This is a genomic window from Streptomyces cinereoruber, from assembly GCF_009299385.1.
Classification (GTDB): domain Bacteria; phylum Actinomycetota; class Actinomycetes; order Streptomycetales; family Streptomycetaceae; genus Streptomyces; species Streptomyces bikiniensis.
On record NZ_CP023693.1, the window covers coordinates 4,018,612 to 4,031,671 of the forward strand.

The 13,060-nt window shown below is 72.6% G+C and carries 10 protein-coding genes and 1 tRNA gene; 5 read left to right on the top strand and 6 right to left on the bottom strand.

Translation table 11 applies throughout. The features are described from left to right. Positions 1-89 precede the first annotated feature (89 nt). Together CP977_RS17950 and CP977_RS17955 are read right to left on the bottom strand one after the other, a co-directional pair. A complete protein-coding gene (locus CP977_RS17950; protein ID WP_062753631.1) occupies positions 90-1,550 on the bottom strand; it encodes an aminopeptidase P family protein in 1,461 nt (486 codons plus the stop codon). 155 nt (positions 1,551-1,705) lie between these two features. After that, a complete protein-coding gene (locus tag CP977_RS17955) occupies positions 1,706-3,232 on the bottom strand; it encodes a PP2C family protein-serine/threonine phosphatase (RefSeq protein WP_152370466.1) in 1,527 nt (508 codons plus the stop codon). Between the two features lie 533 nt (positions 3,233-3,765). Here CP977_RS17955 and CP977_RS17960 point away from each other — a divergent pair. Together CP977_RS17960 and CP977_RS17965 are read left to right on the top strand one after the other, a co-directional pair. Further along, positions 3,766-4,509, top strand: coding sequence for a bifunctional DNA primase/polymerase (locus CP977_RS17960; protein WP_062753627.1), 744 nt, complete (start codon positions 3,766-3,768; stop codon positions 4,507-4,509). 172 nt (positions 4,510-4,681) lie between these two features. Beyond that, on the top strand, positions 4,682-5,278 hold the full coding sequence (locus CP977_RS17965) for a hypothetical protein (protein WP_079131109.1): 597 nt from the start codon (positions 4,682-4,684) through the stop codon (positions 5,276-5,278). A gap of 220 nt (positions 5,279-5,498) precedes the next feature. Here CP977_RS17965 and CP977_RS17970 read toward each other — a convergent pair whose 3' ends face one another. From CP977_RS17970 to CP977_RS17980, 3 genes are all read right to left on the bottom strand, one after another. Then, on the bottom strand, positions 5,499-6,476 hold the full coding sequence (locus CP977_RS17970; protein WP_062753625.1) for a DUF5926 family protein: 978 nt from the start codon (positions 6,474-6,476) through the stop codon (positions 5,499-5,501). Positions 6,477-6,760: 284 nt separating this feature from the next. Further along, on the bottom strand, positions 6,761-7,267 hold the full coding sequence (locus tag CP977_RS17975) for an ATP-binding protein (protein WP_372460711.1): 507 nt from the start codon (positions 7,265-7,267) through the stop codon (positions 6,761-6,763). Positions 7,268-7,491: 224 nt separating this feature from the next. Further along, entirely contained in the window at positions 7,492-8,313 is an 822-nt protein-coding gene (locus CP977_RS17980) for a glycerophosphodiester phosphodiesterase (protein WP_062753621.1), read from the bottom strand. A gap of 300 nt (positions 8,314-8,613) precedes the next feature. Here CP977_RS17980 and CP977_RS17985 point away from each other — a divergent pair, with 300 nt between their 5' ends. Together CP977_RS17985 and CP977_RS17990 are read left to right on the top strand one after the other, a co-directional pair. Next, positions 8,614-10,110 (top strand): S1C family serine protease, encoded by a 1,497-nt coding sequence (locus CP977_RS17985; protein ID WP_152370467.1) that lies wholly within the window; start codon positions 8,614-8,616, stop codon positions 10,108-10,110. A 102-nt stretch (positions 10,111-10,212) separates the two neighbouring features. Beyond that, positions 10,213-10,297: transfer RNA gene (locus CP977_RS17990), tRNA-Ser, on the top strand. Between the two features lie 70 nt (positions 10,298-10,367). On the opposite strand, the gene CP977_RS17995 is transcribed toward CP977_RS17990, so the two are convergent. Beyond that, positions 10,368-11,816: a hypothetical protein gene (locus CP977_RS17995; protein ID WP_104860452.1), complete on the bottom strand. Its 1,449-nt coding sequence runs from the start codon at positions 11,814-11,816 to the stop codon at positions 10,368-10,370. 413 nt (positions 11,817-12,229) lie between these two features. On the opposite strand from CP977_RS17995, the gene CP977_RS18000 reads away from it, so the two are divergent. Then, a complete protein-coding gene (locus CP977_RS18000) occupies positions 12,230-12,763 on the top strand; it encodes an O-acetyl-ADP-ribose deacetylase (RefSeq protein ID WP_152370468.1) in 534 nt (177 codons plus the stop codon). Positions 12,764-13,060 lie beyond the last annotated feature (297 nt).

The following is a 13,060-nucleotide window of genomic DNA, read 5'->3' on the forward strand; positions in this document are numbered from 1 at the left end:
CGCCCGGGGCGCGCGGGACGCACGGACACGGAGAAGGACCCCCGCCGGTCGGTCGGCGGAGGCCCTTCGTGTTCCAACGTACGCGGAGGTCAGCCCTTCAGCGAGGCCATCCACGCCTCGACCTCGTCGGAGCGGCGCGGCAGCGCGTCCGAGAGGTTCCGGTTGCCGTCCTCGGTGACGAGGATGTCGTCCTCGATCCGGACGCCGATGCCCCGGTACTCCTCCGGCACGGTCAGGTCGTCGGCCTGGAAGTACAGACCCGGCTCGACGGTCAGGCACATGCCCGGCGCGAGGGTCGTGTCGACGTAGGCCTCGGTGCGCGCGGCGGCGCAGTCGTGGACGTCCATGCCGAGCATGTGGCCGGTGCCGTGCAGGGTCCAGCGGCGCTGGAGGCCGAGCTCCAGGACGCGCTCGACCGGGCCCTCGACCAGACCCCACTCGACGAGCTTCTCGGCGAGGACGCGCTGGGCGGCGTCGTGGAAGTCGCGGTAGGCGGCGCCGGGCTTCACCGCGGCGATGCCGGCCTCCTGCGCCTCGTACACGGCGTCGTAGATCTTGCGCTGGAGGTCGGTGTACCGGCCGTTGATGGGGAGGGTGCGGGTGATGTCGGCGGTGTACAGCTCGTCGGTCTCCACGCCGGCGTCGAGCAGCAGCAGGTCGCCGGAGCGGACGTCGCCGTCGTTGCGGACCCAGTGCAGGGTGGTGGCGTGCGGTCCCGCGGCGCAGATGGAGCCGTAGCCGATGTCGTTGCCCTCGACGCGGGCGCGCAGGAAGAACGTTCCCTCGATGTAGCGCTCGCTGGTGGCCTCGGCCTTGTCGAGGACCTTGACGACGTCCTCGAAGCCGCGCGCGGTGGCGGCGCAGGCCTTCTCCAGCTCGGAGACCTCGAAGGAGTCCTTGATGAGGCGGGCCTCGGAGAGGTACACGCGCAGCTCTTCGTCGCGCTCGGCGGTGACCTTGTCGGTCAGCGCGGCCTCGATGCCGGCGTCGTGGCCGCGGACGGCGCGGACGGGGCCGGTGGCCTCCTTGAGCGCGTCGGCGAGCTCGCGCACGTCCTTCGCCGGGATGCCGAGGAGCTGCTCGGCCTCGGCGAGGGAGTGACGGCGGCCGACCCACAGCTCGCCCTGGCCGTCGAGCCAGAACTCGCCGTTCTCGCGGTTGGAGCGCGGCAGCAGGTAGATCGTGGCCTCGTGGCCGTCCTCGGTCGGCTCCAGGACGAGGACGCCGTCCTGGGTCTGGTCGCCGGTGAGGTACGCGTACTCGGTGGAGGCGCGGAAGGCGTACTCGGTGTCGTTCGACCGGGTCTTCAGGTTCCCGGCGGGGATCACCAGGCGCTCGCCCGGGAAGCGGGCGGAGAGCGCGGCGCGCCGCTCGGCGGTCCGGTCGGCCTGGGCGATCGGCTCCAGGCCGTGCAGCTCGGTGTCGGCCCAGCCGGACTTCATGTTCTCGGCCAGCTCGTCGGACACGCCCGGGTAAAGGCCGTTCTTGCGCTGCTTGATCGGCTGGTCTTCGGTCTCTTCCGGGGTCTCCGGGGTGAGCTCCTCGGCCACGGGTCTGCCTCCTCTGGTACGACACTGAACCCCCACCATCGTACGGTCGTACGGAAGGGGCCCAGGGCCGGAAGACCCATTACCGGAACGTCACGGTCCGCTTACCGGGAGGGACCCGGCACGCGCGCGTCCCCACTCGAATCCCGCTTGAACCCTCACTCGAAGCGGGCCGCGAGCAGGACCACGTCCTCCCCCTCCACCGCCGGGTCGAGCCCGCCGGGCAGCAGGGTCCGCAGGACGTGGTCGGCGACGGCGCCCGGGTCGGACCGGTCCGTCCGCGGCACGCTCGAGGCCGCCGCGTGGAGCCGGGCGAAGGCCCGGTCCGTGGCGTCGCCGGTACGGCGCAGCAACCCGTCCGTGTAGAGCAGCACCGTTTCTCCCGGCGCGGGGGAGAGCTCCACGCTCGGCGCCTCCCAGCACGTCAGCATCCCGAGCGGGGCCGACAGCGAGGTCTCCACGAACTCGGTGCGGTGGTCGCCGACGACCAGCGGCGGGGCGTGCCCGGCCCCGGCGAGGACGATCCGGCGCTGGGCGGGCTCGGCATACGCGAAGAGCGCGGTCGCGGAGCGGGCGGGTTCGGTGAGCCGCAGCAGGAGTTCCAGGTCGGAGAGGACGGCGACCGGGTCCTCGCCCTCCATCACCGCGTACGCCCGCAGGGAGGCGCGCAGCCGGCCCATGGCGGCGAGCGCGCTGGGACCGGTCCCGGAGACGGAGCCGACGGCGAGTCCGAGGGCGCCCTCGGGCAGCGGCAGCGCGTCGTACCAGTCGCCGCCGCCCTGCGGGCCGGTGAGGTGCCGGACGGCGAGCCGGACGCCGGGGACGCGGGGGAGCCGGCTCGGGAGCAGCTCCTCGGCGACGGTGGCGACCCGGGCGCGGGCGCGCTCGACCTGGAGGAGCCGGGCCAGGTGTTCGGTGGCGAAGCGGCCGTAGAGCCCGATGAGGTGGCGCCGGCGCTCGTCGGGTTCGGCGGGCTCGTCGTAGAGCCAGACGGCCGCGCCGAGCCGGCCGGCCTCCTCGGTGGCGAGGGGCAGGGCGTAGCTGGCGGCGTAGCCGAGGCGGGCGGCGACCTCGCGGTGGCGCGGGTCGAGGCCCTCCTCGGTGCGCACGTCGCGGATGGCGATCGGCTCGGGCACGCGCGCGGGGCGACGCGGAGCCGTGGGGCCGTTCCCGGGCAGGCCGGCTCCGGGCGGGTCGGCATCGGGCAGACCGGCTCCGGGCGGGTCGGCTTCGGGGAGGCCGTCGAGGAGGCGGCCGTAACTTCCCGAGCCGCGCGGGACGGTCTCGATGGTGCCGAGGTCGGCGTGGGCCAGGCCGAGGCCGATGGTGCTGGTGGGGCCGAGGCCGTCGGCGGGTTCGAGGACGGCCATGCCCCGGCGGGCGCCGACGAGGGCGGCCCCGGCTCCGAGCATTTCGCGCAGGGCCCCGTCGAGGGAGTCGGTCTTGATCAGGCGCTCGGTGAGTTCGTGGAGAGTGGTGAGGTCGGAGACCCAGGAGGCCAGCCGGTCCTGGATCAGGACGCCGGGCGGGAGGGCCGCGTCGGAAGGCGGCGCGGCCGAGGGGACCCCGGGGAGGGGCGCCACAGTGTCCGGTGGCGCGGGAACCGTTGAATCGATTCCAGCCACTTTCGGCAGACGGGGGGAACTCATGTCAGTCGGCTTTCCGACCGGTGCGTTTGACGCCATAGCATCGCAAACCCCCATGTCATCCTGCGCCGCTCGATGTACCCACATGTACACGCACAAGAGGAGCGATGTCCAGCATTGTCCCCAGGGGAAAAGTGGTGTCCGTGAGGTCGTGCGAGAGGGTTGAAGTAAGTGGGAAGTTGGCCGAAAATTGCCCCCGGTGTGCACCTTTTGCGGTCGACTGGCGTCGTTTGAAAGCGCGTCATCCCGAGCGTGCGGGGTACGTAAACGGTGACAGGCAGGGGCAGTTGAAGCTGCCCCGGAACGTGACGCGGGACCCCGGCGTCTTCCACGCCGCAGGCCGCGGCCCGCCACCGACTGGCGGGGAACGTGTTCTGAACCGCTCCGGATCCGACCTGGCTCCATTGGGCTCCACCTGGCTCCACCGGGTTGTACGCGGTTTTCCGGCTCGGCCGGCCCCGCTTCCACGCGGTCCGGCGCCCGCCGACCCGGTACGCGCTGATACGCACGGTGAACGAATCTGCACGTGGTGTGTTGGGAATTCGGCGTTCAACGGAAAGGAACGAGCGCTCATGCGCGAGATCCTCGGAAGGCGACGCAGGCTCCGGTTCCGGCGCGGGTCGAGGACCGCACGGCTCGACGCGGCGGTCACCTTCGCCGTCGAATGGAACTGGCCCGTCCTGCCGGGCGCGGGCCTGAGAACGACGCCCCGTACGGCCACGGGCCTCAAGATGCTGTCCCGTACGGTCGCGGGCCTGAGGTCGCAGGCCCGTACGGGCGACCCGGGACCCGCCTGCTCCTGTCCCGACCCCGGCTGCGTGGTGCCCGGCGCGCACCCCTACGACCCCGGACTGCTCGCCGCCACCACGGACGAGCGCATGGTCCGCTGGTGGTGGACCGCGCGCCCGGACGCCCCGGTGCTCCTCGCCACGGGCGGCGGCGCGCCCTGCGCGGTCAGCCTCCCCGCCGCGGCGGGCGCCCGGGCCCTCGCCGCGCTCGACGCGACGGGCATGCGGCTCGGCCCGGTCGTCGCCACCCCCACCCGGTGGTCGATCCTCGTCGCCCCGTACGACCTGGAACGGCTTGGCGAGCTGCTGTACGCGAAGGACAGCGTGCCCAGTTCGCTGCGGTTCCACAGTGAGGGCGGCTATCTGTTGCTGCCGCCCTCGGTGGCGGGCTCCGGCCAGGTCCACTGGGAGCGGGCCCCCCTCACGGGCTCGGCCCGCCCGTGGCTCCCGGACGTCGAGGCGGTGGTCGACGCCCTGGTGGAGGCGAGCACGAGCATGCCGGGGGGCGGGAGCAGGCTGGCGTACTGAGGGCTGAGGGCTGGGGGCTCAGGGCGGCGGGCGTTCACCCGAACGGGTGCGTCCCGGCCCGACTCGTACGGGAAACGGGTGCGCGGCCGTCCGGGCGCCTGCCGCCCGCCGCTATGTTCGCCCCACCGTCCAGGATCTCCGGATCTCCAGCCGAGCAGAGCAGGTGGGCCCGATGCCTCCGGTGAACCTCCGCGTGGTCGCCCTCGGGGCCGCCGTCACGGCCGCCGTACTGCTGCCGCTCGTCGCGACGGCGGAACCGGCCGGAGAGGACGGGAGCCTGTGGAAGGGCCTCGGTTCCGGGCCGCGTACGCCGGAAGCGACCGTTCCCGAGATCTCCGCCGGGGCCCCTTCCGAGCCCCCCGCCGTCGCTCCCGCTCCTTCCGTCTCTCCGGACCCTCCCGCCCCGGCGGTTTCCGAGCGGGTCGCGCGCTGCGGGCCGGAACTCGCCTCTCCCGGTGGGGTCGAGGCGCAGACGTGTGTCCTGAACGAGGGGGTCGACGTCTGGGCGCGTGCGTACTACCGCAACGCCACGGGGCAGGAACTCGACGCGTTTCTGACCCTCATGGCCCCCGGAGGGCGGACCGTTCAGGTGCGCTGCGCGGTCCCGGCGCAGGATGAACCGGGCACCTGTGAAACGCCCCGGGAACGCGGCGCGGGCACGGTCGCGGCGTATACGGGGGTGGCGGAATTCGCCGGCGCCGACGAGGCCGGCAGCACTCCGCTGCTGCTGCGGGCGGGTAGCAACACGACGGACCGCGAAGGAAGTTGAGTGTCGGACGCTCCGGCCGGGCCGGAAGCGGACATGGAAAGACCCGGTCGCTGGCGACGGGGGATGCACCAGCGACCGGGCTTCCAGAACGGTAACAAGAGATCTGCTGTTCGCAAATTCGATCTCGGTTATTCGGACAGGGATTTACCTGTCCGAAGACCAGGTTGTGGTCGAAGTCACCGACTGGTCGGTCTGTCAGTCACCGATACCGCCTGGGGTATCAGCTGAGAGTGACCTGACGGTTCGTGAGGCCGCCGCGCGCCCGCCGCTCCTCCGCCGTGAGCGGAGCGTCCGAGGCGAGCGCCCCGGTCAGCCGCTCGAAGAACTCGGCGGCCGGCTTCTCGCAGTCCTCGGCGGTCATGGAGGTCGGCAGGTCCCACACCGGCACCACGAGGCCGTGGGCGCGGAAGGAGCCGACGAGCCGGGTGTCCGGGCCGAGGGAGGTGGATCCGGCGGCCTGGAGCCGGGCGAGCGCGTCGAGGAGCTTCTCCTCCGGGTACGGCATGACCCAGCGCAGGTGGTTCTTGTCGGGGGTCTCGCACCAGTACGCGGAGTCGACGCCCGTCAGGCGGACGGTCGGGATCGCGGCCGCGTTGGCCCGCTCCAGGGAGGCGGCGACCTCCGGCTCGGCGCCGTCCGCCGACTGCGGGATCCAGAACTCGAAGCCCGTGTGCACCTCGGGGGCGAACGCGGCGTCGGCGTCCAGCAGGTCCTGGAGGCGCGGGCCCTCGGCCGGCACGCGGCGCGCGGGGACGGGAGTGCCCGGCTCGACCTCCAGGGCGCGCTGGAGGGTGTCGGCGAGATCGCGGGCCAGGTCGCCGGAGGTGGAGTCGTTCTGCAGGGCGAGCAGGACGGAGCCGTCGTCCCGGCGGAGCGCCGGCCACGCCATCGGCAGCACGGTCGCGAGCGTCACGGACGGCACGCCCTCGGGCAGCCCGCCCTTCAGGGTGAGCGGCACGGTGGCGGCGGGCACCAGCTCGCGCAGCGCGACCCAGTCGCACTCGCCGGGCAGGCCCTCGAAGGGGCGCTGGACGAGCTCGGTCACGGCGTGCGCGGCGGCCCGGCCGTGACACGCCTTGTAACGGCGTCCCGAACCGCACGGGCACGGCTCGCGCGCGCCGACGACCGGGATCTCCCCGTTCGTGACCTGTGCCTGGCCGGTCTTGCCGGCCTTCGTCTGGGGGCGCTTCTTGGCCATGGTGTGGCTTTCTCCCGATCGCGGCGGTGCTGGTGCAGCAGTGCTGGTGCAGCGGTGCTGTTTCGGGCGCGAGCCTAGCCGCCCCGATCGCCACCGCCCCTCAGGCGGGCCGCACGTTCGGCGGAGCGGACGGCTCCGGAAAACCGGAACGCCTGCTCCGGAAAGCCCGGAACGCCCGCTCCGGGAAAACCGGGACGCCTGCTTGCCGGAAGCGGGAGGCTCCGTTCCGCGGAAGCCGGAAGGCCTGCTCCGAAGTGGCCGGAGCGGTCGTCCCTCCGCGCGGGTCAGTCCAGGTCGTCGTACGCGTCCAGGAAGTCGAAGCCCGAACCGCCGCCGACGTGCGTCGCGAAGTCCTCGCGGCGGTGTCCCCCGGTGACGACCACCCAGACGGTGACCTCGCCGGTCGCGCTGTCGCGCACGCCCCAGTCCTGGGCCAGCGCGCTGATGATGTTCAGCCCGCGGCCGCCCCGCGCCGTGACCGAGGGCGTCGACGGGACGGGCCGCGTCGGGCCGCCGCCGTCGGTGACCTCGACCCGCAGGCCGCCTCCCGGGTCGACCCGCCAGGCCGCCCGTACGTCCCCGTCGCCGCGATCCGCCCGCCCCAGCGGCCTGGCGTACCGACAGGCATTGCTGAGCAGTTCGGAAAGGATCAGCACCGCGTCGTCGACGACCGATTCCGCGACCCCGCTGCGGTACAGCTCGTCCCGCATCCGGTGCCGCGCCTCACCCACGCCCGCAGGGCCATGGGGTACGGCCATGCTCGACGACGTGGGCACCTCCTGTGCCACCACCAACGCCACCCCCGAGACCTCCTTTGCCCCACGCCACGGTGTGAATGCCCCGATGACCTGGACCGGAAACCGGCCAATCGGCGTGGGATGAGGCACTCGTGACGATCGCGTACGGACGGAACGCGCCGGTGCACTCCCTGTAACCCCTGATGTTCCCTTTGTCCCCTGTGGCAGATGGGACGGAAGTGAGGAAAAGACGAGGGGGGAAGGGGTCGGGGAGGGGATCAGTCGCGGCCCAGCTGGGTCAGCACCTGCTTGGGGCGGTTGGTGATGATCGCGTCCACGCCAAGACGCTCGCAGAGCTCCACGTCCTCGGGCTCGTCCACCGTCCAGACGTGGACCTGGTGCCCCGCCTTCTGGAGCCGCAGGATCACCGCCGGGTGGTGCCGGACGATCCGGATGGAGGGGCCCGCGATGCGCGCGCCCGCGGGGAGCCGCCCGTCGCGCAGCCGGGGCGAGACGAACTGGGCGAGGGAGACGGTGGGCAGCGTCGGCGCGGCGGCGGCGATCCGGTGCAGGGAGCGGGCCGAGAAGCTCATGATCCGTACGGGGGAATCCTCGGGGGACGCGGGCGCGTGGAGGTCGAATCTCTTCAGGAGCTGGAGCAGCCGCTCCTCCACCTGGCCCGCCCAGCGCGTGGGGTGTTTGGTCTCGATCGCCAGCTCGACCCGGCGCCCGGCGTCGGCGACCAGCTCCAGGAGGCGTTCCAGGGTGAGGACGGAGGTGGACCCCGGGGCCCGCCGGTCGGGGCTCTCCGGCGACTCGCCCCGGCCCTTCCAGGTGCCGAAGTCGAGCTCGGCGAGGGCGGCCAGTTCGAGGGTGGAGACGGCTCCGCGGCCGTTGGAGGTGCGGTCGACGCGCCGGTCGTGCACACAGACCAGGTGCCCGTCGGCGGTGAGCCGGACGTCGCACTCCAGGGCGTCGGCGCCGTCCTCGATGGCCTTCACATAGGCGGCCAGGGTGTGTTCCGGTACGTCCTCGGACGCTCCGCGGTGGGCGACGACCTGGACGGGGACGCGGTTCGGTTGCTGCCGTGCGTGAGTCACCGCGTCATGGTGCCATTGGCGGGGCGCGGCGGGCACACCGAGCCTGTCCGTTCTGTCCTTTATAAAGGATGGAGTGCGAACGCACAGCTCCGTCTTACGGCGGCCTGACGTCCGGTGGTAAAAGCTGGTCGCAGCACCCTGGAGCCGGAGCGACCCCAACTTCACGCGGTCGAAAACAGCCACACCGGGCACACGGTCCGAACCGACCCGTGCGGTTTCGGCAGTCGAGCCCAGCCGTCAAGGCAGCCAACGCGTCAAGGCAGTCAAGGCAGTCAACGCAGTCAACGAGGAGAGCGAGCTGTGAGCACCGAGAACGAGGGCAAGGCGGTTCCGGGGGACCCGGCTGCTCCGTCCGTCCCTCCGACGCCTCCCGTACCCCCGTCGGCCCCTCCGGCCCCGGAAGCGGGCCCGACCTCGGGCCCGGAGTCGAACCCGGCCCCGACGACCCAGGGAGTCCCGGCGACCCAGGAAGCCCCGACGGTCCGGGCGGCGCAGCCCCCGCACGCGGCGCAGCCGGCACCGGCCGCAGCCGAGCCCCCCACGGCCTCCGGGGCCCCGGCCTCCCACGCGGCTCCCGCCTACGCGGCTCCGGCCGGCGGCTGGCCGCCGCCCCCGCCGACCGTCCCCTCCTGGGGCACTCCGCACGCGCCCGTGCCCGCCGCTCCCGCCGCGCCGCGCAAGCGGACCGGCGGCCTCGTGGCGGCCGTCCTGGCGGCGGCGCTCGTCGCGGGAGGCATCGGCGGCGGCATCGGCTACTGGGCGGCCGAGCGCGGCGACGACGGCATCAGCTCGACCACGGTCTCCTCGGGCGAGACCCCGGCCTCCTTCAAGCGCGACCCGGGGACGGTCGCGGCGGTCGCGGCGACGGCGCTGCCGAGCGTGGGCACCATCAAGGCGAAGTCGGGCGGTTCCCAGGGCGAGGGCGGCACGGGCACGGGCTTCGTGTACGACCAGGAGGGCCACATCCTCACCAACAACCACGTGGTGGCGTCGGCCGCGGACGGCGGCACGCTCTCCGTGACCTTCTCCGACGGCAAGTCGTACGATGCGGAGGTCGTCGGCCGGGCCGAGGGCTACGACGTGGCGGTACTGAAGCTCACGAACGCCCCGAAGGGCCTCAAGCCGCTCCCGCTGGGCGACTCCGACAAGGTGGCGGTCGGGGACTCGACGATCGCGATCGGCGCCCCGTTCGGCCTGTCCAACACGGTGACGACGGGCATCATCAGCGCCAAGAACCGTCCGGTCGCCTCGGGCGACGGGACCGGCGGCAGCAACTCGTACATGAGCGCGCTGCAGACGGACGCCTCGATCAACCCGGGCAACTCCGGCGGCCCGCTGCTCGACGCGAGCGGCGCGGTGATCGGCATCAACTCGGCCATCCAGTCCACCAGCGGCGGCTTCGGCCAGTCCCAGGCGGGTTCGATCGGCCTCGGCTTCGCGATCCCGGTCAACCAGGCGAAGAACGTCGCCCAGCAGTTGATCAAGACGGGCAAGCCGGTCTACCCGGTGATCGGCGCGACCGTGAACATGAACGACAAGGGCGAGGGCGCCGAGATCGCCGAGCGGGGCACGGGCAGCACTCCCTCGGTCACCCCGAACGGCCCCGCGGCGAAGGCGGGCCTGAAGCCGGGCGACGTGATCACCGGCTTCGGCGGCCACCAGATCGACAGCGGCCCCACCCTCATCAGCGAGATCTGGACCCACAAGCCGGGCGACTCGGTGGAGATCACCTACGAGCGCGACGGCAGGTCGGTCACGACCACCGTCGTCCTGGGCGAGCGCACCGGCGACAGCTGACGCGTCCGCGCCCGGCTTCGCCGGGCCGATCCGCCGCCCGCCGCCGGACCGTCCCTCCAGCCGGTACGCTGTAGCCGCCCCGGCCGAGCGGTCCGGAGCGCGGGTGGGTTGCCCGAGCGGCCTAAGGGAACGGTCTTGAAAACCGTCGTGGCGCGAGTCACCGTGGGTTCAAATCCCACACCCACCGCCGACGTGAAGGCCCCCGACCGGGAAACCGGTCGGGGGCCTTCACGCGTCCCCGGAGTCCGGGTCGGGGCTCAGGAGTGGTTGCGGGCCGGCGGGTTGTTGAGGCAGAGCGCGATGTTCCGTACGGCCGCCGTGAGTTCCTCGATGACACGGGCCGCCTGCTCCGCGTTGTGGAAAGCCGGGCGGTCGGTCAGGGTCCGGCTCAGCTCCTCGGCGGCCCGGACCGCGTGGCCCGCGGGACCCGGGTCCGCGGCGGGGACCGGGTGGGGGTCGGGGGAGGGGTAAGGATCGGGGGTCGAGTAGGAGTCGTGAGCCGGGTAGGGGTCGGGCATCGGGTAGGGGTCGGGGTAGGGCTCCGGGTCCTGGCGGTATCCCTCGAACGAGGGCGAGAAGCTGCCGGAGCCCGTGGACCCCGTCGGCCCCGCCGCGAGGGAGACGTGTGCCTCCTCCCCCGGACGGGGGGCCGTGGCCAGGAGGAGGGCGTGCGAGGCCGGAAGCGGGGTTTGGAGCGACTGAGGCGTCTGGGTCACCTGGGACTGCGGCCCCTGCGGGACTTGCGGCGCCTGCGCGTGCGGGCTCTGCGCCTGCGGGGCTTGGGCCTGTACGGGCTGCTGGGGCTGCGCAGGCTGCACGGGCTGCACGGCCTGCGGGGTCTGTGCCGGCTGCGGCGACTGCGGGACCTGGGAGTGCGCTGCCGGGGTATGGGCGGTCTGGGACTGCGCCTGGAGCTGTGCCGCCTGCGCCTGGGGGGTCTGCGGCAGGGACTGGCGGGCCCGGGGGAGGACGAAGTGGTCGAAGCCCGGGAACGCCGACGTGTTCGGACGTGAGGCCGGCGGCTCGTACTCCTGCTGCCACCGCGCGCGGTAGCACTCCACCTGGTCCTCGCAGGAGGAGCGCGCGTGGAAGACCGCGGTGTCCTCGCCCAGGTCCGGGTACCAGAGGTTGGGACCCGGGAAACGGACCGTCCGCATACGGGGTTTGATCTGCTCGGCGCAGCCCATGCAGCAGCCCTTCGGCACCAGGAACGGAATGCCGCCGCTCTGTTCCGGCCTGCGCGGCCCCTCCTCGCGCGGGTACTCCCCGTGGTGGCAGGGCGGCAGTTCGCCGCAGGCGCGGCAGACCGCGTAGTGCTCGGGGAGGACCTGCCAGTCCTGGCTGGCGGGGGCGCACCAGTGCTTCGGCGCGGACCGGGGCAGGTTGTCGTTGCGCAGCACGAGCACCACCGGGCGCTTGTAGAACTCGGCGCGCTCCGGGGCCGGTTTGACCGCCTGGTTGTTGGCCCGCCGCAGCTCGTTGGCGTGCCACCACAGCTCCACGTGGTCGCGCCAGGCCTTCTCGTACGACTCCGGCCACTGGTCGCCGGGGTATCCGGTGATCTCCAGGACGCGCCAGGCCTGCCGGTCGAGTACGACGATGGAGCCGGCCCGCAGTCGCAGATGAGTTCCCTCGCCGCCCTCGTCCGGCCAGTCATGGCGGCCGATGCTGGTGGGCTGGTCAGGGAGCCACCTGCGAACCTGCATGACACGCTCCTCGGCAACGAAACTTCGTAGTTTCAACTGGGGCAGTAAGTGACATTCTGAACAATTTAGGCGTCGGCTTGGGGTTAGACACGCGCACTCCGGCGATCCATGAGAGCCGGAAACACCTTTCCCACCGGCTATTTCACCCGCCGTGACCGACCTCGCCCGGATTCGCCGCCTTCGTCGTCACGGCGGCCCCGTACCCGCTGCGGGGGCTTCCGACGCCCACCCATACGTGTGACGCCGCTTCGGCCGGTGTCATCCCGTACGTATGCATCGCGTCCCCCATCGGGCCGTTCACCGTTCCTCGGGGGCGGTTCGGGGGCGGGAAGGTGGTAATGGCGGTGCCGTTCCGCGAGGGGCGGCGTAGGGTCCGGGGCCTTCGAAGGGCCTTCGGGAGAGAGGGGCGTGGGATGCGGATCGTGCTCGTTCAGGGGGACGTCACCGCCGAGGCGGTGGACGCGGTGGTCAACGCCGCGAACTCCTCGCTGCTCGGGGGAGGCGGGGTCGACGGGGCCATCCACCGGAATGGCGGCCCGGAGATCCTCGCCGCCTGCCGGAAGCTGCGCGCCTCGCACTACGGCAAGGGGCTGCCGACCGGGCGGGCCGTGGCCACCACGGCGGGCCGGCTGCCCGCCCGGCACGTGATCCACACGGTGGGGCCGGTCTGGTCGCGGGACGAGGACCGCTCGGAGCTGCTGGCCTCCTGCTACCGGGAATCCCTGCGGGTGGCCGACGAGTTGGGGGCCCGTACGGTCGCGTTCCCGGCCGTCTCGACCGGGATCTACGGCTGGCCGATGGCGGACGGCGCCCGGATCGCCGTCGGAACGGTGCGGGCGGCCCGTACCGAGGTCGAGGAGGTGCGGTTCGTCCTCTTCGACGAAACGGCGTACCGGGCCTTCGCGGAGGCCGTGGGGAACATGGGCGACGCGGGGGGTATCTCCTAGGGGGCGGAGGAGCCGCGCCCGAACCGGAACGTGAATTCCTCCCCCTTCCTCCCACCTTCCTCCGCCTCTCCCCGAGATCCGCCCCCTTTTCGCCCTGACCGGGTTTATCCGCCTGTCCTCACGCTTGCGAGGGAACGTCCGCTCCATGGCGGTTCGCCGGGGATTCCGTGGGCAACTCTGCAGATGCGACGTCGAGCACAACGGCCGGGGCGGCGGGCCAACCGCCCGGGAAGAGAAGGCATTTCAGTCACGCTCCACGCTTCAGGTATTCGGCGGAGCTCCCATGAGCTCCCGATT

Excerpts from the sequence above, each read along its gene's own strand:
- CP977_RS17960 (WP_062753627.1), top strand. The coding sequence starts at position 3,766 with ATGCGCGAGATCCTCGGAAGGCGACGCAGGCTCCGGTTCCGGCGCGGG.
- CP977_RS17965 (WP_079131109.1), top strand. The coding sequence starts at position 4,682 with ATGCCTCCGGTGAACCTCCGCGTGGTCGCCCTCGGGGCCGCCGTCACG.
- CP977_RS17995 (WP_104860452.1), bottom strand. The coding sequence starts at position 11,816 with ATGCAGGTTCGCAGGTGGCTCCCTGACCAGCCCACCAGCATCGGCCGC.
- CP977_RS17970 (WP_062753625.1), bottom strand. The coding sequence starts at position 6,476 with ATGGCCAAGAAGCGCCCCCAGACGAAGGCCGGCAAGACCGGCCAGGCA.
- CP977_RS17955 (WP_152370466.1), bottom strand. The coding sequence starts at position 3,232 with ATGGCGTCAAACGCACCGGTCGGAAAGCCGACTGACATGAGTTCCCCC.
- CP977_RS18000 (WP_152370468.1), top strand. The coding sequence starts at position 12,230 with ATGCGGATCGTGCTCGTTCAGGGGGACGTCACCGCCGAGGCGGTGGAC.